The sequence below is a fragment of the Lacticaseibacillus sp. 30 genome, from assembly GCF_053819265.1.
On record NZ_JBSOQX010000008.1, the window covers coordinates 79,982 to 105,005 of the forward strand.

Consider the following 25,024-nt stretch of genomic DNA (forward strand, 5'->3'; position numbering starts at 1 on the left):
GGAAAGTAGGAGGGTGAATGATCATCGCGGCTGTGATACAGCCAAACTGAACCACTGATTCCGGCTGTTTTCCGAAACGCGCTCGCAGGCCCAGAAACCTGCACATAAGGACCTCGGACATAAATGGCCAAAGCCCAGCCATTTATGCCCGAGGCCACTTATGCTCCGGTTTCTAACCGGGCCTGCTCACGCTCTGATTTAAACGCGATCGCCACCCCAGAAACCTGCGTGTAAGGACCTTGACCGCAATAGCCAAACCCAGGCCATCACGGCCAAGGCCACTTACACTCCGGTTTCTAACCGGGGTGGCTCACGCTCTTGAATTGACTTGCGACGCTAAATCTTTATACTGAAACAAGTAATGATCGTCATTCACGCGAAAAGGGGTTAACTGTATGTGCGGAATCATCGCGTTTGCGGACAAGACAATTTTAAATAAAAAGCCAGTTATTAATAACATGATGGACATGATCAAACACCGGGGTCCCAATTCCAGCGGCGAATATATCAATGATAACGTTGCCCTCGGATTCCGCCGGTTGTCGATCATTGACTTAAAAGGTGGTTCGCAGCCGATCCTGAATGAGGATGGCACAGTTGCGATCATCTTTAATGGGGAAATTTATAACTTCCAGAGCATTCGCAAGGATTTGATTGCTGCTGGGCATGTGTTCAAGACCCATTCCGATACCGAGGTTCTGCTTCACGGTTATGAGGAATATGGGATGGACGAACTTCTCAAGAAGATTCGCGGGATGTTCGCCTTCCTTATCTGGGATGATAATAAGAAGGAAATGTTTGGCGCGCGTGATTTCTTTGGGATCAAGCCGATGTATTACTATCACGATGGCGATACCTTTATTGTGGGTAGTGAAATCAAAGCATTTTTGAAACATCCTAAGTTTAAGAAACAATTGAACAAGGAAGCACTGAAGCCTTATTTGACTTTCCAATATTCGGCTTTGGATGAGACTTTCTTTAAAGGGGTTTACCGGATTCCTGAAGGGCACTATTTTACCTTGAAGGATAACAAGTTAACCATTAAGAAGTATTGGGACATGGATTTCAAGGCGAACAATTTGAGCTTTGAAGATACTGTTGCAGCTATTGACAAGAGTGTTTCTGAGTCAGTTGATGCTCACCGGATTTCCGATGTCGAAGTCGGGTCTTTACTTTCATCAGGGGTCGATTCCTCTTATATCACCGCCTTGTTGCGGCCAGAGCATACCTTCTCAATTGGTTTTGACAACAAAAAGTATCACGAAGGCGTTGCCGCTAAGGAACTCAGTGACAAACTCGGTTTGGATAACACTAGTGATATTGTTACTGAAAAAGAAGCGTTAGATAACTTCCCATTGATTCAATATCATTTGGATGAACCAGATTCCAATCCTTCCTGTGTACCGCTATACTTCCTAACGAAACTGGCACACAAAGACGTGACCGTTATTTTGTCTGGGGAAGGTGCTGATGAACTCTTTGCTGGTTATGCGAACTATGGCTTCCATACGCGCAGCCACGCCATTCGAGTCTTTGCGGACGGTTTACGCAAGTTGCCAAAAGGTGTTAAGTATACGATCGCCCATGGCCTGAAAAAGATGCCGAATTTCCATGGCCGCTTGCATCTTTATGAATCAACAGCCCCTGCCGAAGAATTCTTCATCGGCGAAGCACTGGTTTTTCATGAGGGCCAGGCTGACAAGATCTTACAACCGGAATTTCGGCAAAGTGAGAGTGTTCGTGACATCGTGACCGCTTCGTACAAAAAGGTACGTCATTACGATGATGAAGTTAAGAAGATGCAGTATCTCGACATCCACCAGTTCATGCCAAAAGATATTCTTTTGAAAGCTGACAAGTTGTCGATGGCCAACTCGATGGAATTGCGGGTACCGTTCCTTGATAAGGAAGTGGCTAAGGTCGCGGCTGGTATCCCAACCAAGTATCTGATCAATTCGCACAACTCGAAGTATGCATTGCGTGAAGCTGCTAACCGTCACTTACCGGAAGAATGGGCGAGTCGTGAAAAGCTCGGTTTCCCAGTGCCGGTCAAGCAGTGGTTGGAAGACGAACCGTTCTACAAGACGGTCCGCAAAATGTTTGAACAAGACTGGGTCAAGGAATTCTTCGATCAGGATGCCATTCTCGATATCTTGGATCGTACGTATCGGCAGGAAAGCGATGATCGTCGGAAAGTTTGGACGATTTACACCTTCCTTGTTTGGTACAAGGTCTATTTCATCGATGATGAAGTGCCGCATTATATTGCAGATTCAAGTAAAGAGAAACTTGAAGCATAATCCATCGTATTGAATAATAAGCACAAGGCAAATGCAGCAGTTCAGAGCTGCAAGCGCCTTGTGCTTATTTTTGATTTGAGACTTAATCAGAAAGGACACCATGATGTCACAAGCCGACTGTATCTTTTGCCATCTTCCTCAAGCCAGTATCATTCTTGAAAATGATCTCGCAGTGGCCTTTTGGGATATTCATCCTGTGAGCCAGGGTCACTTGCTTGTGATTCCGCGGACGCATCGAAGCAACTTCTTCGACCTAAGCGAGGAGGAGCTGTTAGCCATCAATCGTCTCATTCATGCAGGCAAAACGTTGATTGACCAGCAATATCATCCTGATGGTTATAATGTTGGCGCTAATGTCGGCCTGTATGGCGGTCAAACAGTGATGCATTGCCACCTGCATTTGATCCCGCGATACCGTGGGGATGATCCTAATCCTGCTGGCGGTATTCGGAAAATGCTACCGAATGGCCAAGAATTTGCCTAATTTAGATGTAGACAGTCAAATCATGTATTTTCGGCAAATAAGACACGAGTGGCGTCAATTTTTGCTTGATATTCCTTGCATACATCAAAAACCCGCCAAAAATTGACGGGTTTTTGATGTGCATTGGCTTGCCTTAAATCAGGGCAATGCAATCAGTCTTTGCTACTTGGCAAAAATGGCTGAACCAGATTTGCCAAAGCTTCAATGTTCCGCGTTTGAATATACACAGTACCAGAGCCACTAAAGCGGTTGACCAAACCTTCGCCAGTTGTGAAGCCAATGATACCGCTGGCAGGTTGAATGTTGTAATTTAGTTGGCTGTCCCATGCAACAACGTGACTGTTATCAATCACATATTCATGACTGCCATCCAAGGTGATCGGAATGATGTCGCCATAAGCAGATACGAGCATTGTCCCAGTTCCGGCAGTTTCCATAATGAAGAACCCGCCAGTCCCGCCAAACAAAGCACCGCTGACTTTTTGACTCACCATGTGATAGCTGGCGCTGGTGTCCATGGCCAGAAAAGCACCCGTATTCAAACGATACTGATGGGTGTCGTCAAGAGTTAACTCTTTGATAACGCCAGGATTACCGGGGGCGATGGCCAATTCAGCATCCGGGGCAGTGCCAGTGGCGGTTGTGATGAAAAAACGTTCGCCGCTGGTGACTGAGCGGCCGATAGCACTCATGATACCGCCAAGGCCCTTCTTACCATTACTATTCATATGACCGCTGAGTTCGACCATGCCATTGTGATAAATCATGGACCCGGATTCAATTTGAATCGTTTCATCTTGGCCCATCGTAATGTTGACAACAGGGAAGGTGCTGTTGGGTGTGATTGAATAATTCATGACTAAATGCTCCTCTCTTAATTAAGGTCATTGTAGCCTATTCTGAAGGGTCAGTGTTGGTTGTTGTCGTTTGGCAAAACTGCATTTTCCGTGGTGTCCTTATACGAATTAAAGGAAAGAACGACGAAAAACCTGAAAATACCGACGTTTAAATTTAAATGAATCCCGAACTGTTCCTCAGGCGTATATTTTGGATAAGATAACCAAAATTGGCAGTTTGCAGATGTTGGAAGGGATACTGCGATAATAAGACGGCAAGCAATTAAAAGGCAAATTTTGTATATCGTTAAGATTTAACAACTCGTTGCCCGAATGAAGGAGCGATTCTGAATGGATGAAAAGCAAGCAATCATGGTTAAGATGTTAGAACTACAACATCTTTTCGGAAAACAAACAGATGTCACCGCCCAAACGATTGTCTTAAAAATAAAACAGGCAATTGATAAACTAGCAAGTAAACGAACACAAGGGATGAACATTGGTCTGCAAGTGCGGTCGATCGGCTACTTTATTAGAGATGAGATGCGTGAACATCACTATCAACTCACGGCAGAGCAACAAACTGTTCTTCTTGATATGGAAGGTCAGGCACTAGACATTGAACGAAATTTCCAGCCTGGCTTAGCACTTTCTGGGATAAACCTTTTTTAAAGTGATCTCAAAAAGTCGTTAAAAAAAACTGAATTGCTAATGATACCTCATAAATCATTTGACAAATGCTTCACAACCCAGTAACCTGTAACTAATCTAATTCTTAGGAGGTTCTCATAATGACCAACAAGCTGACTCAAAGCGAACAGTCCTTTTATTTCTGGTTTTTCAGACACGATCTGTGAGACCAGTTACCTTTGAGTGAGCGGTCACACAGATCAAGCAATTGACTGTGTGGCTGAGATCAGGAGAATCATTCCCATTATCTTACCCCACAGTCGGCTTGTGACTGTGGGGTTTTGTTTGATTTCAAGCAGCAGAACGAGTGACTCGCTAATCAAAATGGTCTCGAGAAGGGGACAATTGACCGTGGCGGCAAAGTTCGGACGCCTAGGTCTTCCCCATGAAACACGTTATGATAGAACTATAAGGAAAAATATTGGAGGAAAATAATATGGCATTAGTTGATCGGATGAATCAGGAAGTTAAGCAGCTCAAGCCCAGCGATATTTTGCAATTTAATGCTGCGATCAGCGGGATTGAAGGTATTGTCAAGCTGACACTTGGCGAGCCGGATTTTCCGACACCTGAACATGTGAAGGCGGCCGGTATTGCATCGATTGAAAACAATGAGAGTCATTACACGCAAAGCAAAGGACTTCCAGGATTGCGGGCTGCTGCCAGCCATTATCTGGCGACGAAATACAACACCAAATATGACCCGGAAAGCCAAATTTTGATCACTGCCGGCGCGACAGGCGGCATCTATTCGAGTTTGACGGCAATGCTGAATAAAGGCGATACCGTCATTATCCCGACGCCAATTTTTCCGTTGTATATTCCAATTGTGTTGTTGAATGGTGCCAAGCCGATTTTTATTGATACGTCAGAAGATGGTTTCATTTTGAAACCGGAGAAGTTGCAGAAGGCAATTGAGGCAAACAAAGACACGGTAAAAGCCGTTGTTTTGAACTATCCGACGAATCCGACAGGTGTGACATACGATCGCGCGGATTTGGAAGCCTTGGCAGCGGTGATCAAGCAATACGAAATCTTCGTATTGAGTGATGAAATATACTCCGAGCTGACGTATACAGGCAAACATGTGTCGATGGGTGAAATTTTACCTGATCAAGCGGTTGTATTGAATGGGGTCTCAAAGTCCCATGCCATGACCGGTTGGCGGGTCGGAATCACCGCAGGACCAGCTGATGTGATTCAGCAGATTGGCAAAGTAAGTGAATTCACGATCACGAGTGTCACCACCAATGCGCAGCGCGCCGCTGAAGAAGCCTTGAAAAACGGCATGGATGATACGCAGCCAATGAAGGAAGCTTATATGAAACGCCGTGACTTCTTGATCAAAGCCTTAACTGCCGCAGGGTTGACTGTGCCGAACCCAGATGGGGCTTTCTACATTTTTGCCAAGCTGCCGGAGCGAATGCATGATAGTTGGAAGTTCGTCTATGCCTTGGCGCGAGAGGCGAAGGTCGCGGTAATTCCTGGCGCTAGTTTTGGCCCCGGCGGTGAAGGGTACGTGCGGATTTCTTATGCAGCTTCAATGGCGGATCTCAAGTTGGCGGCCGAGCGCATCGCCAAGTATATGGCAACGCATTAATGAGCCGATTGAAAAATGCTGGGCTAACAATCTGGAGGCAAATATGACAAAAATTCTAATGTATACCGTCCGACCTGATGAGCGGGCTGCGATTGATGCTTGGGTCGCTGCTAATGATATTCAAGTTGATACCAACACGGTTGAATTTGGACCGGACACCGTTGATTTAGCCAAGGGGTATGACGGTGTCGTGATTCAACAGCATGGTGCGATTCCTGACGAAATGGTTTACCAAAAACTGAAGGCATTTGGCATCAAACAGCTGACATTGCGCATTACCGGCTACGATATTGTGAACCTTGCTGCCGCCACTGCAAACGGATTAGTTGTGACCAATGTACCGGCCTATTCGCCACGATCGGTTTCCGAACTGGTTTTAGCCCAAGTCATGCGGTTGATTCGGCATTTAGGGGAAGCAAGCGCCCGCGAAGCGAAGGATGATTATAGTTGGGCCGGCCTTGAAGCATCTGAAATTCATAACTTGACGGTTGGTATTATTGGTGCTGGTAAAATCGGCAGTGCTGTGACCCGTATTTTTCGGGCATTGGGAGCGACTGTGATCGTCAGTGATCCAGTGAAGCGGCCTGAATTGGCGGATACGGTCAGTTATGTGGATCTAAACACCTTACTCACCACATCTGATGTCGTGACGGTCCATACACCGTTGGACGGCTTGACCACCCATCTCATTGATGCGGATGCGTTACGTAAAATGAAATCGACCGCATATCTGATCAATGCGGCCCGCGGGCCAATTGTGGATACGGAAGCGCTGATAAAAGCACTTAATGATCACACGATTGCCGGAGCAGCCTTGGATACGATTGAAGGCGAAGCCGGTATTTTCGGAGAAGACCGCAGTCAAACGTTCGTTGATAATCAGGCACTTGAAACTTTGAAGGCTATGCCGAATGTTGAAATTTCACCACATATCGGTTTTTATACGGATGCGGCGGTCAAAAATATGATTGATATTTCACTGGACGATGTTAAAACCATTCTTGAAGGCGGCAAGTCAGCGCATCAAGTCAACTAACTTGGAGGACAAGTCAATGAAACAAGATGCTAAAACCATTACTATGAACATTTTGAACGGATTATCCGTGGGAATTATTGTCGCCTTGGTACCCGGCGCTATTTTGAACGCAATTGTCAAACTGTTGCTGCCAAGCTTTCCGCAATTGGCGGTGGTTACCTACATGACAGGGGCTGCAATGACTTTGTTGCCGGCACTGTCGGCTGTCTGTGTCGGCATGTTGGCCAAATTTACGCCGATTCAAACCAGTTCGTTAGCTTTGGCCGCGATCGTTGGGGCGGGCAACTACCATCTGACTAAAACAGGATTGACGGTTGCTGGTACTGGCGATGTCATTAACCTTGCGATCACCTTAGCCATTGGTTATTTGTTGATAGTGCTGCTTGGTGACGCCTTGAAAGCTTATACGATTTTGCTCATTCCATCACTGGTGCTGGTCATTGCCGGCGGGATTGGCATGTTAACGCTTGGGCCGGTTTCAAGCATCACGAAGTATATTGGTGTCGTTGTCCATGATGTGACGGCCTTGCAGCCAATCGTGATGGGTGTGCTCATGGGGATCATTTTCGCCGTGTTGATTGTGAGCCCGATCAGTACGGTCGGTATTGCCACGGCAATCTCGTTGACCGGTATCGGTGCGGGTTCTGCTAACCTCGGGATTGTGGGGGCAGGTTTTGCCTTGGCGACCTATGGCTGGAAGGCAAACTCTTTTGGCACGTCGCTGGCTCACTTCCTCGGTTCGCCAAAAATGCAGATGGCTAACATTCTTTCTCGGCCAAAGCTCTTTTTGCCGATGGCGATTAATGCTGGCATTCTAGGCGGTATTGGGGCGGCGTTGAACATTCAAGGCACCCCGGCCAGTGCCGGTTTTGGATTTTCTGGCTTAGTCGGCCCCTTGGCAGCGCTTGATGCTATGGGCAGTGTCACAGTTGGCAATGTCCTTGAATTGACCTTGTTATTCTTTATCTTGCCGATTGCGTTGGCCTATGCGAGTCATGTCTTGTTCACCAAGACGCTGCATTATCAAGACCCTGAAGACTATGCTTTGAATTACAACTGATAGGTTTCTATCAATCCCGCCTAAAGCCTGGTTGTGAATGCACATAATCTTGGATCAACAAAAGAAGTTCTGTAGGTTTAACGGCTCAATGCTATCAGTAAAATTTGTAACGTCTAAAAGCACATTTTTTGCGAAAATTTATTTTTTGATAACTAAATTGGTTCGGGATGAAGAATTCGCCAAGTTAAAATAAAAAACGCACGTTGTGTCGATAATGGTATAGGTTATGGACGGCTTGCATGATAAAATGAAAGGGATTTAATGTGATTAAAAAGTGAGGTGATGACGATGGTGTCATGGCTGACCCAACAAGTTTTTTGGTTACAAATTCTTGTGATCATTGGTGCCATGCTTTTGGCGATTGGCTTATTGTGGATGCTTTTTTCTTTAGTCTTACTGCCGCTGATCGCGTTCTTGCAACGATTACTGGCACCCGTTGAGAACACGACATCCGTCAGTGATCGCGATTATTTGTTGGGGACTGTTACATTAGCCGTTTCTGATGGTCACACTGGTGAAGTGATGGTGACTGGCGGTGGTTTGGCGCGGCAAACCTATCCCGCCAAATTGTGGTCCGGCACGCATCAAACACTGGCTCAAGGCACCAAGGTCGTCATCATCGAACTCAAGCAAGGCATCGCATATGTTGATGCATTTAGGAGAGCGTGAACTAGCGTAGTTAGCCATCACATTTAGAGGAGGGGACTTATGGAAATTCTCACTGATTATATGCCGTGGATCATTGCGGCCATCGTCTTGATTTTGATTTTTATTTTCTTGGCGACCCATCGCAAAACCGCACTGCCCAACGAAGTGTTAATTATCTCTGGAGCCATGATTTCGGGCAAGCACAGTTTTAGAGATGTTAACGGCAATCGAGTTAAGCTGATTACGAATGGCGGTTCGTTCATTCTGCCAATCTTGCAGCGCTGGGATGTTTTGAGTCTGAATACACGCACGATTGAAGTCGCAACCCCAGAAGTGTATACACAACAAGGGGTGCCAATCATCGTCAACGGAACCGTTATTTTGAAAATTGGTTCCAGTCAAGAAGAGGTCGCGACGGCGGCAGAACAATTTCTGGGCAAGAATGACGAACAAATCAATTCGGAAGCAACCGAAATCCTTGAAGGCCATCTGCGCGCTATTTTGGGCACCTTAACCGTGGAAGACACGTACCAGAATCGTGATGCCTTTGCGGAGAAGGTTCAGGATGTAGCTAGTTCAGACTTGGCAAAAATGGGTTTGCAGATCATCTCATTCACGATCAAGGATATTGCCGATAAAAACGGTTATCTGGATTCGCTGGGTAAAAAGCAAATCGCTGAAGTTAAGAAAAATGCAGCAGTGGCTGAAGCGGCGGCCAGTCGTGACACCCGGATTCAGCAAGCGCAGGCGGATCAAGAAGCTAAGCAACAAGAAATTGAGCGGCAGACACAGGTGGCTGATGCCGAACGCGAACAGCAAGTCAAAATGGCTGATTTCAAGAAACAGCAAGAAATCGCCCAAGCGCAGGCAGATCAGGCTGCTATTGTTGAGCAAATGAAGGCCAAGCAAGTTCAAAAAGAAAAAGATATTGAACTTGCCCAAAAAGACGCTGAATTACAAGAGCAAGAATTGAATGCCAGCGTGCGTAAGCAAGCCGACGCCGATCTGTATAAGGCGCAGCGCGCAGCTGAAGCGCAAAAAGCTACGCAGATTGCGGCAGCTGAGGCATCAGCCAAGCAGGTAGAATTAGCCGCTGAAGCCAACGCTAATGCCACTAAGGCCATCGGGGAAGCAGAAGCTGGCAAAACGCGGGCAATTGGGCTGGCGCAAGCGGAAGCCATTGCCAAGCAAGCAGAAGCAGCCCGTCAGTTAGACGAATCCGGTCGGTTTAAGATGACCATTGAGGCAATGCCAAAGATTATCGAAGCCGCGATGAGTCCATATGCCAATGTCGATTCGATCAAGCTTTATGGTGACGGTGATCTGACCGGTCAAACCAGCGGCAGTCTGGTCAAACAATTGGACATGTTGCAAGAAGTTGCCGGAATTGATATTCGCGGGATGCTGAACGGCGCCTTGATGCATCAAGCTGGAAATCAACCCGTTGTCGATGCCATCAAGGATCAACATGCAGCTGCACCGAAGCCGCCAGCAGAAGCAACAATGGCCCCTAAAAAGGGAACCACTGATGATGACCCAAAACCGACACCATCGCGGATGGCAGAAAAGAATAAGTAACCTATAAGTTGTTAACTTGCTAGTGACAAAAGGTTGGATTAACAAAAAAGCATCCTTTCCGGTAAATTTTTGCGGAAAGGATGCTTTTTTATTAAATGCGATTCAAGGCTTGTAACGTGCTAGGCAATCCCCTCAATATAAGGCGCCGGACGCTGAAAGTTTTGATGAATACTGCTATAAATGACCCGAACAGCTTTGTCGTAATCAAGATCATGTACGCCGATTAGCAAATTGATATCGTCATTGGTCTGACTAACGAGTTGTACGTTGAGCAGGTTATCATCCAGATAAGCGAGGACTTTTCCGGCAATGGCTGGTCGTTGTCGAAGTTTACGAGAAACCATGGCGATTAACGCAACATTTTCGGTGACTTCCATTTTGTCTGGTTGACAGGCAGCGGCGATTTCAGCGGTCAGCTCCTGTACCGAGACTTGACGACGCGGTTCACGAATGAGCAGACTGAAACTGTCAATGCCCGTGGGCAGATAATCGACAACGAGATGGTGCGCTGCAACTACCCCGAGCGCATGTTGAATGACTTCTAAGTGCAAGGCCAGCTGGTACTTGCGGACCGTGATGACCAAATAATGTTTACGGCCAGCAATACCAGTGATTGTTTTGAGATCATTGGCGGGGTCATCATCATGAATGATCAGCGTGCCTGGGTCTTCTGGCGCATTGGTGTTCAAAATACGCGTCGGGATGCCACATTCACGGACCGGTTGCACCGCTTCTTCTTGGAAAACACTAAATCCCATGTAGGTGAGTTCGCGTAATTCGTCGTAACTCATCACATCAATACTGTCGGCATCTTTAATGATACGCGGATCGGCCATTTTAATGCCTGAAACATCGGTCCAATTTTCATAGAGATCAGCGTGGGCCAAGCGTGCTAGCCATGCACCAGAAATGTCAGAACCGCCGCGCGGCATCAGCTTGACATGTCCATCTGCGTCGCGACCATAAAAACCGGGAACGACGATACCATGATGGCTGGCTAGTTGTTGATAAGCAGTCTGAGTTTTGGCTTCATCAATGGCGCCTGCTTTATTGAAAAACAAAAGATTGGCGGCGTCCACAAAAGTATAGCCTAAGTAGGCTGCCATTAAGTGGGCTGTCAAGAACTCACCGCGAGAGACCAGATAGTCTCGAGAATAGCGAATGGCCAGATGATGGCGAATTGTATGCAACAGTTTGATGAGCGGCACATTGAGCTGCAGCGCAATGTTGATGGCCTCTAGCCGAGCCAAGACCTGATTAAACAGCGGTTCGACATCTCGACCGGCTTCCATGCCGTCAGCAATTAAATAGAGCGTATCAGTTAATTTTCGGGTAGCATTACCATATTTTCCAGCTGCGCTAATCACGACGATTTGCCGATTCACATCCTGATCGATTATGGCTTTAACTTTCTGGAATTGACCGGCATCGGCCACGGAACTACCGCCAAATTTGACGACCTTCATCCGATCACCTCCTGATCTTGCTGGTGAAGGACGTCCTTAGCAGCCAACTCACTGTCTCCGATTGCTGCCATAAAAGCATCGGCATCAATGGCCAAAACGCCGCGCATGAGTTTGTGCATGTCGCCAGTTGGTATTTGCTTGATCACCAGCCGGTCATTGACGATCTCGGTTTCGCGATCATTGAACATCGCGAAGGTCATGGGATCGGCGCGCAAAACGTAATCGGTGACATTCAGGTTGGCGTCAAAATGCAGCGGCTGATCGAAGCTACGGTCCAGATGCGGGGCATTTTCAAGGATATCGTACAGATCTTGCACGATAGCGTTGGCTGTCGGGTATTTTCCGGCGCCTTGGCCATAAAATTGCAGGTCGCCAATCGTTTGTCCATGCAGGCGAATTAGATTGAAGTTTTCAAATGTATTGGCCGCCAAGGCGGTTTCTGAATACAAGCGCGGTTCCACGACCATACTATAGTGGTCACCGTCACGTTTACTTTTACCAATCAACCGTAAAACCTGATGTTGACTTGCGAAAAAGTCAATGTCGGCTTTGCTGACGTTGCGAATACCAAAAGTTGGGACATCACGTGGTGGGGCCATGTTGTAGGCAAGTGCTGCCGAAATTTTCAGCTTGTTGACCACATCCTCGCCATCAATATCAGCACTGGGATCGGCTTCGGCATAGCCCATATCTTTAGCGGCTAGGAGCACGGGGTCAAAATCGAGGTGGGCGCGTTGCATCTGATCGAGAATATAATTGCTAGTGCCATTAAAAATGCCTTCGATGGTATCGATCTGATCAATGCGTGCGGCGCGTTCAAGGTTGCGAATCCACGGGATGCCGCCGCCAGTAGTGGCTTCGAAGTAAAATTGCACGTGATGCTGGGCAGCAACAGCGATAAACTCCGGCAAATATTTAGCGACAACGGCTTTATTAGCGGTAACCACGTGCTTACCGTGCTGCAAAGCCTGTAAAATATAATCATGTGCTGGATGAAGACCGCCCATTGTTTCAACGATCACATCAATAGTAGGATCGTTTAAGATGGCGTCAAGGTCTGTTGTCATCTCAGGCATGGTCGCAGGGTGCGTTGGCCGAATGAAAATAGCGGTGACGCGCATTCGGGTATCACCATTTGCAATAATATCGTAAACGCCGCTGCCGACAGTCCCAAAACCTAAGATGGCAATTTTCATAAATTCTCAGCTCCTTGTTTATAAAATATAGACACTTGTTTTTCTAATGCGAACAGATTATCATATCCATATCGTTAATTCAAGCCGAATGAGATAGGAGTTCTTCAAATGCGATATACGAGCACACGGGATCATCAGGTTAGCAAAACCAGCAAAGAGGCAATCAAACAAGGTATTTCTGAAGAAGGCGGTTTGTTTGTCCTGCCGCATTTGGCCGATCAGACGCTGAACATTCATGAACTGTTAGATTTAGATTATGAAACGATTGCTCAGCGAGTTCTCATGATCCTGTTGCCTGATTTTAACACCGACTCACTAAAAAAAGCGATTCATTTTGCCTATCATCAGCATTTTTCCGATGATCGCATCACGCCAGTTCGTTCTGTCGGGGATTTTCATGTCTTAGAGTTATTTCATGGACCAACCAGTGCCTTTAAGGATGTCGGCTTGCAGTTGCTTCCGCGCTTGATGCAGTTGGCACTTGATCCTGATGATCGGGTCATGATTTTAGCGGCAACCAGCGGTGATACGGGAACGGCGGCTCTGCAAGGGTTTAAAGATGTCGCGCAGACTGGGATCACGGTTTTCTATCCTAATCATGGTGTCAGTCCAATTCAGGAGCGCCAAATGTTGACCGTGGGCAGTGACAATACACGAGTTTTCCCAATCGCTGGCAATTTTGATCAGGCCCAAAGCGCAGTGAAAACCCTGTTCACTGACACTAGCTTTGCTGCTCGGTTGCAGGCAGAGCAAGTAACCCTGTCAGCAGCCAATTCCATCAACATTGGCCGACTGATTCCGCAAGTTGTGTATTATTTTGCAGCGTATAGCCAACTGGTTAAAACACAGGCCATTTCAATGGGAGATGAGGTTAATTTCACTGTTCCAACCGGGAATTTTGGCGATGTGTTGGCGGGCTACTATGCTAAGAGTCTAGGCTTGCCTGTTCATAAACTAATCGCGGCCGCCAATGCCAACAACGAATTGGCTGATTTTCTGGCAACCGGTGTGTATGATCGCAACCGACCGTTTTTGAAAACAGTGGCACCTAGCATGGATATTCAAATTTCCAGTAATCTGGAACGCCTGTTGTATTATAAGAGTGGCGAAGATAGCGCGTATGTTGCGCATTTAATGCAGGAACTTGAGACGACTGGTCGCTATCAAGTTCGGCCGGATGTGTTGACCGCGATTCAAGCGGACTTTGCTGGCGGTTTTGCTGTTGATGAAGAGGTGGCAGATGCCATTCGCGAGGTTTGGCATCGGGATGGGTATTTGCTGGATCCGCACACTGCTGTTGGTTATGCGGTTCAACAGCAGTACCGGGCGGCGTCTGGGGATAACACCCCGAATGTGCTTTTAGCCACCGCAAGCCCTTATAAATTTCCACGCGTGGTGGCAAAGGCACTACAATCGCACGTACCGGATGATGACTTTGCTGCGATGCAAATGTTGCAACAGGTTAGCGGTGTGCCGATTCCGCCGAATCTTGCTCACCTTCAACAGCTAAGACCGCAGGAAAAGGTTGTTGTGGCACCAACCGATATGGGCCAAGCTATTATTGGGGCGGCGAAGGAGGTATTCAACGATGATCAGCGTGTCCGTTCCGGCAACGAGCGCTAACTTAGCGGTTGGCTTTGATGTGCTGGGACTTGCCTTAGATCTCAAAGCTCATTTTACGTTTGAAATGAGCACCCAAAAGCTTGAGATCATTGGCGATGACCCAGCTTTCGCCAACAATGAGAACTTGATTTATCAGGCGTTTAGCAAATTTGCCGAGGCGATTGATCAGCCTGTTCCTAATCTGCGGATTGTGGTTGATTCAGCGGTGCCGAGTGCCCGCGGTTTGGGCAGTTCAGCAATATGTGTGGTTGGTGGTATCGCCGCAGCTAATGCGTGGTATCAAGCCGGTTGGGATGATACGGCGCTGTTGCGATTTGCTACTGAGATGGAAGGCCATCCAGATAATGCGGCACCAGCGATTTACGGGCAGCTATGTGCCACGATCATGGCGCAAAATGAACCAGTCGTTCGGCAGTATACCGTCAGCTCAAAGTTGCATTTTGTGACCTTGATCCCTGACTATGCTGTCAGTACCGCTGATGCCCGCCGAATTTTACCGCGAACCATGACTTATGCAGATGCTACCTATCAAATGGGCCGTTGTACCTTGATGACCCGGGCACTGGCTGATGGCGACATGTTGTTATTACGCCAAGTTGCGACTGATCGGATGCAGGAGCCTTACCGCGCGGAATTAATACCAGACTATTCAGCGGCTCATCAAGTGGTGCAGACGGCCGGTGGTGTTCTTTTGATTTCTGGTTCTGGTTCGACCATGCTAGCGATCACAGCCTCATCTGCGGCAGCCGCACAGATACAAGCGCAAGCTCAAGAAAGTTGGAAAAAGTGGCAAGTACAGGTGGTGGCGCCAAGTCAACAAGGCGTACAAGTTGAACAGTTTGAGTGAGTTTCAGAAAATACTAGGTAGCCATGACCTAGTATTTTTTGATTCATGATTATTGAAAAAGTGTTATGGTATCCTGACGCAAGTGAACGTGGTGGGGCATTATGGTATAATTCGGGGGCAAAGGACGGAAGCTGATTGATAAAATCAACTTCGCGTCTTACAAAACGAGTCTAACGATGACTGCTGTCAATAATTGAATCGGCAGACAAGGTTTTAAAATGAAAATTTCAAGACGCACAGTTGACCGAATTCGCGTCTTATTGAACGAGGAGATTATCATTCAGATGAAAGATGCACCCAGTTTTACCCCCATCCTGCTTGGCAGTGACATGAATGTGTATGGTATGGCGCGTTCGTTCCACGAGATGATCGGTGGGGCGATTGATGTTTATGCGCGCGAACAACTTGCTCCAACGCGTTTTTCGCGGATCGTGAATGTCCATCTGATCGAGCATTTTGATTCCGATCCGACTTTTATTGAAAATATGCGGCAGGTAGCCAAGGTACATGCAGATGCTCCAGGCAAACTGTTGTTAATCGCTTGCGGGGACACCTATGCCCAACTTGTTTCCAAGCATAAGGATGAGTTGAGCCAGTGGTTCATCTGCCCATATGTTGATTATGAATTGTTGAAGCGCCTGAATAGTAAGGAGAGCTTCTATCAAGTTTGCGAAGAGTATCATTTGCCATATCCGGCAACCAAAATCGTCACCAAGTCGATGTATGAAAGCAACGCAACCATCACGGCACCGTTTGAATTTCCAGTAGCACTCAAGCCGACTGATTCCGTTGAATGGTTGAACATTCGCTTTGAAGGCCGCAAAAAGGCGTTTACGATTCACTCGCAAGTTGAACTGACGAATACGATTGCCAAAATCTATGATAACGGCTATACGTCTGATCTCATCTTGCAGGACTTTGTACCAGGTGATGACAGTAACATGCGGACTTTGAACTGTTATGTTGATCAATATCATCACGTTAAAATGATGTGCTTAGGTCATCCGCTACTTGAGGATCCTACGCCTTCTTCAATCGGTAACTATGTCGCGATCATGCCAGCTTTCGATCAGGATTTGTACGATCAGATCAAAACATTCCTCGAAGCAATTAAGTTCACCGGTTTTGCTAACTTTGATATGAAGTATGATCATCGTGACAAGACGTTCAAGCTGTTTGAAATTAATATTCGTCAAGGCCGGAGTAGCTTTTTCGTCACTTTAAATGGGTATAATCTTGCCAGCTGGCCTGTTCGCGATTACATCGTGGGAGATTTGAAGGACGCGCCAACGGTTTATGGTAATGATGACCACAGCAAGTATAAATTGTGGCTAGGGGTTCCAGAGCGTGTTTTCAAGCAGTATTCTGCAGATAACGAAGCTAAAAAGGAAGCCTTGCAGTTACTTAAAGAGAAACGCTATGGTACGACGGTCTTTTATAAACCGGACATGACATTCAAGCGCTGGTTATTGATGAAATATATGTTCCATAATTATGTTGGTCGGTTTAAGCAGTATTTTGCGGAAAATAAGGGCGACATGTGATAAAATGGCATTGTTAGGGATACCTAAACTTGCAAGGGGGCATTTCTTTTGGTTACTGAAGATGATTTGACGATTGAATCCATGCATTATAACCGGTTGTTATTGGCGGTTGATGATGATGATGACGACTCCTCGCGCAAGGCATTGAACTACGCCTGCACGGTTGCCAAGATTTATGACATTCCGTTGGGGATCGTGTCGGTACTTGAAACCGGCGACCTCAATATTTTCCAATCATTGACACCTGATGATGTTGATGCGGCCCGGGAAACACTGGCTAAGGATCTGAACACTTACGTCGAAAAAGCAACGGCATTTGGCGTTCAAAACGCACAACCGATCGTTGCAGAAGGGCGGCCAGCAGCTGCCATTCTTGACGAAGTGATCCCAGCCTTCAAACCGGATTTGGTGATTATGGGTTCTCATGTTCGCCGCGGTCGGTTACGTCTTGGTCATGTTGCGAGCGAAGTTGCTCGCGATGCATCGGTCTCGGTGATTATCGTTCGCTGATTTCGGTCAAGTGCAGCAAAAATGAGCAGTCGTACCGATTCTTCATGGATCGTTGCGACTGCTATTTTCATGGCGGCCAACACCCAACAAGGGGAGGAAGTAACGCATGTACTACCAAAATGTCAGCGTCGGGCAGCTCATCAAACGGGTGAGTCGCTTTACCGTTGAAATTGACCTGAATGGCACCGTCGAACCTGTCCACATGAATAATACCGGACGCAATAAAGAAATTTTGATTCCGGGATCATTAGCCAGTGTCCGCTATGTTGATAACCCAAATCGCAAAACGCATTATGACTTGCTGGCTGTTCAACGGCAAGATCGCTGGATCAACATCGACAGTCTGGCACCCAATCATGTTGCCAAGGAATGTTTAGAAGCTGGCACCTTAAAATTGCCGGGACTCGCTTTGCCATACGCCGTTCATCCAGAATCGACTTGGCGCGATTCGCGACTGGACTTTGCTGGAAAAGCCGCTGATGGCCAGTCGTGGTTTGTTGAAACGAAGGGCGTCACGTTGGCTAATGGCACCCTAGCAGCTTTCCCAGATGCGCCAACAACTCGCGCCGTCAAGCATGTTCATACGCTGACGATGGCGCAGGCAGAAGGGTATCAGGCATTTTTATTGTTCATCGTGCAATTACCGGATATTCGCCAAATGACCATTTATCGGGACCGTTTTCCTGAACTAGTGACTGCCATCACGACTGCTAAACAAAATGGCGTTCGCGTGCTGGCTTATGACACCATGACTGGCCCAGATCAAATCACATTAGGCAACGAAATACCATTCGACGAACACTTGCCTTTTTCAGAGATTAATCTTAACAGCTTGTGAATAATGAAAAAGATCCCATCTAAATTTCATCTATCCTTGACTTTCAGAGAAGCTCTCAAAATTCGAGTCGCTGATTGTCCCTAGCCCATAACCTCATGCGGATACGGGCTTTTTTTGTGCGCATCAATTGCAGAACGTCATGTGGCGCTTAATGGCGGCGAAAATGAAAATGAGATTCCGTGATTTGAATCACACACAAACTATCTCTAGAATGGATAGCATTGTTTCAATTCGATGACAAACGTTTTTCAAAACAAGGAGTGAGTAGATGCAACACAAAGTTGAAAGTAATGCCGAGACAAAAATTGAGGTTCGCGGGCTAACCAAGATTTTCGGTAAGCGCGTGAATCGCGCGAAAGAAATGTTGAAGGCCGGCAAGACCAAGCCTGAAATTTTAAAAGCAACCGGCGCAACGGTTGGTGTTGATCGTGCTGATTTTTCGATTAAAACCGGTGAGATTTTTGTGATTATGGGACTTTCCGGTTCTGGTAAATCAACGACCTTACGGATGCTGAACCGGTTGATTGAACCGACAGACGGGCAAGTACTGATTGACGGTGATGACATTGCCAAACTTGATAAGCAGGCATTGCGTGAAGTTAGACGGCAAAAGCTCAGCATGGTTTTCCAAGGCTTTGCCTTACTGCCGAATCGGACCGTTCTGCAAAATGCTGCCTTTGGACTTGAGATTCAAGGGATGGAGAAAGATGAACGCGAGATGAAAGCCAACAAAGCACTCGATTTGGTTGGCTTAAATGGTTTTGCCGATCAATATCCAGATCAGTTGTCTGGTGGCATGCAACAACGTGTTGGTTTAGCCCGCGCGCTGGCTAGCGATGCCGAAATTCTGCTGATGGACGAAGCTTTTTCAGCACTTGATCCGCTGAATCGTCGCGATATGCAAGATGAATTATTGGACTTGCAAGAAGATATGCAAAAAACCATTGTCTTCATTTCGCATGACCTCAACGAAGCGCTCCGAATTGGCGATCACATTATGATTATGAAAGATGGCGAAATCGTTCAGATTGGTACGCCTGAAGAAATTTTGAGCCAGCCTGCTGACGATTATGTTGAGAAATTCATTGAAGGTGTTGATCGCAGCCAGGTTTATACGGCTGCCAATGTGATGATTCGGGCCAACACAGTCAATATTGATAGAGATGGTCCTCGTTTGGCTGCCCGGCGGATGCGGGACAATGAAATTTCAAGTTTGTATGTTGTGGATACTAAACGTAAACTCGTCGGCATTTTGGACGCCGACGACGTGCGGTCAGCTATTGATGCCGGTCAAAAGGATCTGCGCTCAATTGTTAAGTCCGATGTGCCAACGACTAAAATGGATACGCCGTTGGCAGACTTACTAGACGCCGTTTCCACCACACCGGTACCATTTGCAGTGGTAGACGATCATGATCGCTTACGCGGGATCATCATTCGCGGTGCCGTCTTAGGTGCATTATCTGGACAGGAGGTCAATGTCAATGTCTAACATTTTAATCAGCATTCCCACATTACCATTGGCCCACTGGGTCGATTCATTTGTTGCGTGGTTAACCCAGTTTTCCGGCTTCTTCGGGGTTTTAACGAACTTCATCGGCGGCATTGTGAATGCTTTCCAAGCTGTCTTTGATTTTATTCCCATCTGGTTATTCATCATCCTGGTACTCGCGTTAACTTGGTATCTAAAACGCGACCAGAAATATCGCAGCTTACTGATTTTTGAATTGCTTGGTTTACTGTTGATTTGGAACCTTGGTTTCTGGCGTGACATGACCCAAACGTTAACCTTAGTGTTGACCGCAAGTTTGTTAGCGATTGTCATCGGGGTACCGCTGGGAATTTGGGCGGCCGAAAGCAAGTCAGTTTCCGCAGTGGTGAAACCATTGATGGACTTCATGCAGACGATGCCGGCCTTTGTTTACCTGATTCCAGCCGTTGCTTTCTTTGGTATCGGGATGGTACCCGGGGTTGTAGCTTCGGTTATCTTCGCGATGCCACCGACAGTTCGTATGACGCAGCTTGGCATTACGCAAGTACCAGCTGATTTAAATGAAGCAGCGGTCGCATTTGGGGCAACTGGTTGGCAACAATTGTTGAAGGTGCAGTTACCGTTTGCCCGCGGAACCATTATGGCCGGGATCAACCAAAGTATGATGTTGGCCCTGTCAATGGTTGTTATTGCTTCGATGATTGGTGCGATGGGCTTAGGTACGAAGGTTTACTTTGCAGTCGGCCGTAATGATGCTGGCGGCGGTTTTGTCGCCGGGCTTGCCATCGTGATTTTGGCCATCATTCTTGACCGGATCACGCAAAGTCTCAATCGAAGTCGTTAGGAGGTGGCCGTTTGACTTTTTTGAAAAAGATTGCCGCGGCGCTAGCGGTGTTGATCACTGTCGGTGCCCTTGCCGCCTGCAGCAGCACGCAGCCTAAGTATGACGCTAAAGAGCCGCTGGGACCGCAAATCAATTACACCATTACTGGGATTGATGCTGGCGCTGGGGTCATGACCAGTACAGACAAAGCGCTGAAAGCTTATGGTCTTGTGGATAAAAAGTGGCAGTTGCAACCAAGTTCCACCGCCGCTATGACCAGTACGTTGCAAAAGGCGATTGCCGACAAACGTCCGATTGTGGTCACTGGCTGGACGCCGCACTGGATGTTCACCAAGTTTCCACTAAAGTTTCTCAAGGATCCTAAAAATGTTTACGGCAAAACCGAACAGATTCATACAATCGTGCGGAAGGGCCTTAAGCAGGATGCACCGCAAGCTTATCAGGTATTAGATCAGTTCCACTGGACGCCTGAAGAAATGTCCAGTGTGATGCTGGCGGTCAACGGCGGCAAAGATCCTGCCGAGGCAGCCAAAGCTTTCGTTAAGAAGCACCCAGAACAAATCGCACAGTGGACCAAGGGTGTGACGCATGTTAGCGGCAAGCCTAAACTGACGATGACCTATATTGCGTGGGATTCGGAAATCGCATCCACCAATGTTGTTGCAACTGTTTTGCGGCAAATAGGGTATAACGTGACGATTCGGGCAATGGAACCACAACCAGTTTGGGCTTCAGTTGCAACTAAAGCTGCCGATGCTCAGGTTTCTGCTTGGTTACCGAATACGTCAGCAAAACTTTATTCTGATTATAAGAATCAAGTTGTTGATCTTGGCGTGAACTTAGATGGTGCAAAGGTCGGCTTGGCAGTGCCGAAGTATATGAAGAATATTAATAGTATTGAAGATTTGAAATAAGTTTGATGACGGCGAATGCTTTCCTTGATATGGGGGGTTCGCCGTTTTTTTGTTATGCGATTGGGCGGTTTAGATGATGACGGCTAATCGAGCGGAAGCTTAAGACTAACATTCTTTGCCGTGCCAAACTCCGCAATCTCCGGCCAGATGTGGCTTGCGACGCGGAGCTAGAGCGTGACGGCGCTTCGAGCCCAAAGCCCGGTCTCGAAGTCGCCTAACAACATCAGTGACGAAACCCGGTCGCTGTGTTGTTTGCACGGCTGAGCCCCATCTGGCCTACGATTGCTCCGCCTTGGCACTGGTATCTTTAAATCTCAATAAAAATGATCCATGAGAATAAGGCCAACTATTTCAGCTTTGTATGGAAATTGTCGCCTTGTTGTTGGCTGTGAATGATGTCCCAACCTCACCTCGTGCTCTGAACAAAATAATTGCTTTATGCCTAAAACAAATCTAGTATAACCGCGAGAGATACTGAATAACGCGCTCGTCGTCGCAGAAGCCCACATATGTGCCGACTTCTAAGCGTGCCTGTTCGCGATCACTTTTTGGGAGGGATTCTTATGGTAAAGACCATTAAGGCTGGTGTCGCCGCGTTGAAGACACTTGAGAGCTGGGGTGTGACACATGTTTACGGAATCCCCGGCGGTACTTTTAACAATATGATGTATGCGCTGGATGAAGAGAAAGACAATTTAAAGTATATTCACGTCCGACATGAAGAGGTCGGTGCGCTAGCTGCAGTGGCGGATGGTAAATTGACTGGGCATATTGGCGTGGCATTTGGATCAGCGGGACCCGGTGCAACCCATCTATTTCAAGGGGCGTATGACGCTAAAATGGATAAGGTGCCGACGTTATTTCTTGTGGGTCAAGTTGAACAACGCTTCATGAATTACGATTTCTTCCAAGAGCTGGATGAAGATCCGATGTTTCAAGATGCCGCTTTGTATGCGCGGACGGTTACCACGGCGGCTAGTCTGCCGCATATTATTGACGAGGCTATTCGCCGTGCTTATGCCGGCCGTGGAGCTGCGATTGTTGTGATTCCCAATGATTTGGCAGCCGAAGAAATTCCAGCCGATGGCTACTACAGTGCAGCAGCTACCCACGCCACCCCAGTTTTACCAGCTGGCAGCGACGAGCAAGTAGATGCGGCGTTGCGCTTAATTGGCGCAGCGCAACGGCCCGTGATGTACGTTGGCCAAGGCGTCCGTGGGGCTGCTGATACGGTGATGACGCTGGCCAGAAAGCTACAGATGCCAGTCATTACGACAGCACTTGGCAAGCCGATTATCCCTTACGAATTTGAATCACTGCTTGGTTCTGCAGCTCGGGTGGCTTCAAAACCAGCGAATGAAGCGTTGCGAGTTGCTGACTTGATCATGTTTGTCGGTTCAAATTACCCGTTTGCTGAAGTCATGTTCTCACCGAACGCCAAGTTTATTCAGGTCGAGGCAGATTCGAAGACATTGGGCAAGCGCCATCACACAGATGTTGCCATTTTGGCGGATGCTCCGGCAACCTTGAAGAAAATGATTGATCGTAGTGACGATGCACCACGCAGCGGCTGGTATCAAGCCAATGTCGACAACGTGAAAAATTGGCATCAGTATAATGACGATATGATGACCCGGACAACCGGGAAAATGCGCTTCGAACCAGTTTTCGGCCAAATTAACCGCATTGCTACTGATGATGCCATTTTTGCGATTGATGTCGGGGATGTTACCCAAAATGCTGTCCGGTTACTGAAAGTCAATGGGCGCCAAGCGTGGACCACCAGTGGGTTGTTTGCCACGATGGGCGCTGGATTGCCGGCCGCATTAGCCGGTCAATTGAGCTTCCCAAAGCGACAGGTCTTTAACCTGGCTGGGGATGGTGCCGCGGCGATGGTGATGCAGGACTTGGATACCGAAGTCCGTTATCATTTGCCAATCATCAATGTGGTCTTTTCAAATAATGCACTAGGGTACATTGAAGATGAGCAGGAGGACGATGGTCACGAGTGGTTCGGGATCGACATGCCAGCGATTGATTTTGCGACGGTTGCGAAAGGCATGGGTATGACCGGCATTACTGTCACCCAAGTTGACGAATTGCCAGCGGCTTTTGAAACAGCTGAAGCCAACCGGGCTGCCGGCAAACCAACCTTGATTGATGCCAAAATCACCAACGAACGGCCAATTCCAGTTGAGCATCTGCAATTGGATCCTAACCAGTTTGACGCAGACACGATTGCTGCGTTCAAGAAGCGTTACTACGCGGAAAGATTGGTACCGCTGAGTGAATTCTTGAAGACACACAAGGTGCCTGTGGCTTAACTAGTGATTAAAAAATGGATTAAACAACAGTACGGCGCTGGCCGTGCTGTTTTTAATCACCATGCTACTAGTAAGCTAAGTGAGTCAGTTTGGCAAGCGCAATACGTGTTTAGCCGCCTTGAAAAAGGTATCATATGATAAAAGTGGTCATCGCCGATAAAGAATATCATCGCTTTTTGACCAATTATCTAATGAGACGGAGTAAGAAAAATGCCTTTTGCTGAAGTGATTATGAATCCCAGTGCGGGGAATGCCCGCTGGAAAAAGCAATTACCTGAGTTAGTTGCAATCATTGAGTCCCACTTTGCGCCACTGCATATTAGTCAGACGCGCAAGGCTGGTGATGCCAGGTTGGTGACCGAACGACTCATCAAGGCTTATCAACACAAGATGGACGATCTTCAACTGATCGTGATTGGTGGTGATGGGACGCTACACGATGTTGTGAATGGGTTGCAGCGACAAGGTCATCCAGAAGTCGCCATTGGCTATGTGCCAACCGGAACAGGTGATGATTTTGCCCGCGCCAACCATATTCCTCTGGACCCGAAAAAAGCTGCGGCGGCTTTGACAACGGCAATGCCGCATGCCTTGAAAATCGGGGTGGCAGACTCGGCCAAGTACGGGACTCAGTATTTTATTAATAACTTTGGTATTGGCATGGATGCACAAATCGTGTATCAAACAAACCATTCCGATCACAAGGCGGCATTAAATGCCCTAAAGCTTGGTCATCTTTCGTATGCCGCCAGCATTCTGAAAGCACTTCGGCAACAGAAAAGATTTCCCGCGACTTGGCAGGTAGACGGTCAAGGCATGGCGATCGACAACGCTTATCTCAATGTTTTTACCAATCATCCATTCTTGGGTGGCGGGTTGCGACTGTTCCCAAATAAAGCAGATAATCGCAGCACCTTGTCTTTTGTCCAGGTGCATCGCGAAAAATTGGGCATTTTGCTTCAGGTGCTGTTCGCCATTCTCAGCGGCCGTTCCGTTCACCGCGCCATGCACCACGCACAAGGTCAGACATTTGAATTCGCCACGTCAGCGACTGTACCGATTCAAATTGACGGCGAAGAATATTCAACCCCGATTCAGGTGACACTGCATCAAACCAAGCAACTATTTTTGCTGCCAACTTAAAAAAGCGTGCTAGCCGCCTGCAACAAAGACAAGGGTCAGCACACTTCATGA

The 25,024-nt window shown here is 47.4% G+C and carries 21 protein-coding genes; 18 read left to right on the top strand and 3 right to left on the bottom strand.

Features of this window, described 5'->3' with window-relative positions; translation table 11 throughout:
* Positions 1-395 precede the first annotated feature (395 nt).
* Together asnB and ACWPAB_RS07225 are read left to right on the top strand one after the other, a co-directional pair.
* Positions 396-2,300, top strand: a complete 1,905-nt coding sequence (gene asnB, locus ACWPAB_RS07220; RefSeq protein ID WP_003566883.1) for an asparagine synthase (glutamine-hydrolyzing) — start codon at positions 396-398, stop codon at positions 2,298-2,300.
* A gap of 103 nt (positions 2,301-2,403) precedes the next feature.
* Positions 2,404-2,784, top strand: coding sequence for an HIT family protein (locus tag ACWPAB_RS07225; RefSeq protein ID WP_003580439.1), 381 nt, complete (start codon positions 2,404-2,406; stop codon positions 2,782-2,784).
* Between the two features lie 152 nt (positions 2,785-2,936).
* Here ACWPAB_RS07225 and ACWPAB_RS07230 read toward each other — a convergent pair whose 3' ends face one another.
* The gene (locus tag ACWPAB_RS07230; RefSeq protein ID WP_016381905.1) at positions 2,937-3,641 is read right to left on the bottom strand and encodes a TIGR00266 family protein; all 705 of its coding nucleotides are present in this window, start codon (positions 3,639-3,641) and stop codon (positions 2,937-2,939) included.
* Positions 3,642-3,971: 330 nt separating this feature from the next.
* On the opposite strand from ACWPAB_RS07230, the gene ACWPAB_RS07235 reads away from it, so the two are divergent.
* The 6 genes from ACWPAB_RS07235 (at position 3,972) to ACWPAB_RS07260 (ending at position 10,232) form a co-directional block, all read left to right on the top strand.
* Entirely contained in the window at positions 3,972-4,292 is a 321-nt protein-coding gene (locus tag ACWPAB_RS07235; RefSeq protein ID WP_003580436.1) for a hypothetical protein, read from the top strand.
* Positions 4,293-4,746: 454 nt separating this feature from the next.
* On the top strand, positions 4,747-5,910 hold the full coding sequence (locus ACWPAB_RS07240; protein WP_003571143.1) for an aminotransferase class I/II-fold pyridoxal phosphate-dependent enzyme: 1,164 nt from the start codon (positions 4,747-4,749) through the stop codon (positions 5,908-5,910).
* Positions 5,911-5,953: 43 nt separating this feature from the next.
* Positions 5,954-6,946, top strand: a complete 993-nt coding sequence (locus ACWPAB_RS07245; protein ID WP_003580431.1) for a D-2-hydroxyacid dehydrogenase — start codon at positions 5,954-5,956, stop codon at positions 6,944-6,946.
* 16 nt (positions 6,947-6,962) lie between these two features.
* Positions 6,963-8,006 carry a PTS transporter subunit IIC gene (locus tag ACWPAB_RS07250; protein ID WP_003576070.1) on the top strand — a complete coding sequence of 348 codons (1,044 nt, stop codon included), beginning with the start codon at positions 6,963-6,965 and terminating at the stop codon, positions 8,004-8,006.
* Between the two features lie 288 nt (positions 8,007-8,294).
* Complete coding sequence (locus tag ACWPAB_RS07255; protein WP_003566868.1) at positions 8,295-8,675, top strand: hypothetical protein; 381 nt, start codon at positions 8,295-8,297, stop codon at positions 8,673-8,675.
* 39 nt (positions 8,676-8,714) lie between these two features.
* On the top strand, positions 8,715-10,232 hold the full coding sequence (locus ACWPAB_RS07260) for a flotillin family protein (protein ID WP_016381906.1): 1,518 nt from the start codon (positions 8,715-8,717) through the stop codon (positions 10,230-10,232).
* A gap of 119 nt (positions 10,233-10,351) precedes the next feature.
* On the opposite strand, the gene ACWPAB_RS07265 is transcribed toward ACWPAB_RS07260, so the two are convergent.
* Both ACWPAB_RS07265 and ACWPAB_RS07270 read right to left on the bottom strand, forming a co-directional pair.
* On the bottom strand, positions 10,352-11,698 hold the full coding sequence (locus ACWPAB_RS07265) for an aspartate kinase (RefSeq protein WP_003566864.1): 1,347 nt from the start codon (positions 11,696-11,698) through the stop codon (positions 10,352-10,354).
* Entirely contained in the window at positions 11,695-12,894 is a 1,200-nt protein-coding gene (locus tag ACWPAB_RS07270) for a homoserine dehydrogenase (protein ID WP_003580423.1), read from the bottom strand. Before ACWPAB_RS07270 ends, ACWPAB_RS07265 begins: the two co-directional genes overlap by 4 nt.
* Before the next feature lie 108 nt (positions 12,895-13,002).
* Between ACWPAB_RS07270 and thrC the strand changes: the two genes are divergently transcribed.
* From thrC to ACWPAB_RS07320, 10 genes are all read left to right on the top strand, one after another.
* Entirely contained in the window at positions 13,003-14,517 is a 1,515-nt protein-coding gene (gene thrC / locus ACWPAB_RS07275; RefSeq protein WP_003585406.1) for a threonine synthase, read from the top strand.
* Positions 14,483-15,364 (top strand): homoserine kinase, encoded by an 882-nt coding sequence (thrB, locus tag ACWPAB_RS07280; protein ID WP_003585404.1) that lies wholly within the window; start codon positions 14,483-14,485, stop codon positions 15,362-15,364. The genes thrC and thrB overlap by 35 nt, the downstream gene beginning before the upstream one ends.
* 284 nt (positions 15,365-15,648) lie before the next feature.
* Positions 15,649-16,908 (top strand): carboxylate--amine ligase, encoded by a 1,260-nt coding sequence (locus tag ACWPAB_RS07285; RefSeq protein ID WP_003580413.1) that lies wholly within the window; start codon positions 15,649-15,651, stop codon positions 16,906-16,908.
* A 48-nt stretch (positions 16,909-16,956) separates the two neighbouring features.
* Positions 16,957-17,418, top strand: a complete 462-nt coding sequence (locus tag ACWPAB_RS07290) for a universal stress protein (protein ID WP_003566853.1) — start codon at positions 16,957-16,959, stop codon at positions 17,416-17,418.
* A gap of 106 nt (positions 17,419-17,524) precedes the next feature.
* Complete coding sequence (gene sfsA / locus ACWPAB_RS07295; protein ID WP_003580410.1) at positions 17,525-18,256, top strand: DNA/RNA nuclease SfsA; 732 nt, start codon at positions 17,525-17,527, stop codon at positions 18,254-18,256.
* A gap of 268 nt (positions 18,257-18,524) precedes the next feature.
* Positions 18,525-19,748, top strand: coding sequence for a quaternary amine ABC transporter ATP-binding protein (locus ACWPAB_RS07300; RefSeq protein WP_003571116.1), 1,224 nt, complete (start codon positions 18,525-18,527; stop codon positions 19,746-19,748).
* Entirely contained in the window at positions 19,741-20,592 is an 852-nt protein-coding gene (locus ACWPAB_RS07305; protein ID WP_003566845.1) for an ABC transporter permease, read from the top strand. The genes ACWPAB_RS07300 and ACWPAB_RS07305 overlap by 8 nt, the downstream gene beginning before the upstream one ends.
* An 11-nt stretch (positions 20,593-20,603) precedes the next feature.
* Positions 20,604-21,506, top strand: a complete 903-nt coding sequence (locus tag ACWPAB_RS07310; protein WP_003566843.1) for a glycine betaine ABC transporter substrate-binding protein — start codon at positions 20,604-20,606, stop codon at positions 21,504-21,506.
* 563 nt (positions 21,507-22,069) lie between these two features.
* The gene (spxB, locus tag ACWPAB_RS07315) at positions 22,070-23,830 is read left to right on the top strand and encodes a pyruvate oxidase (RefSeq protein ID WP_003580404.1); all 1,761 of its coding nucleotides are present in this window, start codon (positions 22,070-22,072) and stop codon (positions 23,828-23,830) included.
* 210 nt (positions 23,831-24,040) lie between these two features.
* Positions 24,041-24,973 (top strand): diacylglycerol/lipid kinase family protein, encoded by a 933-nt coding sequence (locus tag ACWPAB_RS07320; protein WP_003571110.1) that lies wholly within the window; start codon positions 24,041-24,043, stop codon positions 24,971-24,973.
* Positions 24,974-25,024 lie beyond the last annotated feature (51 nt).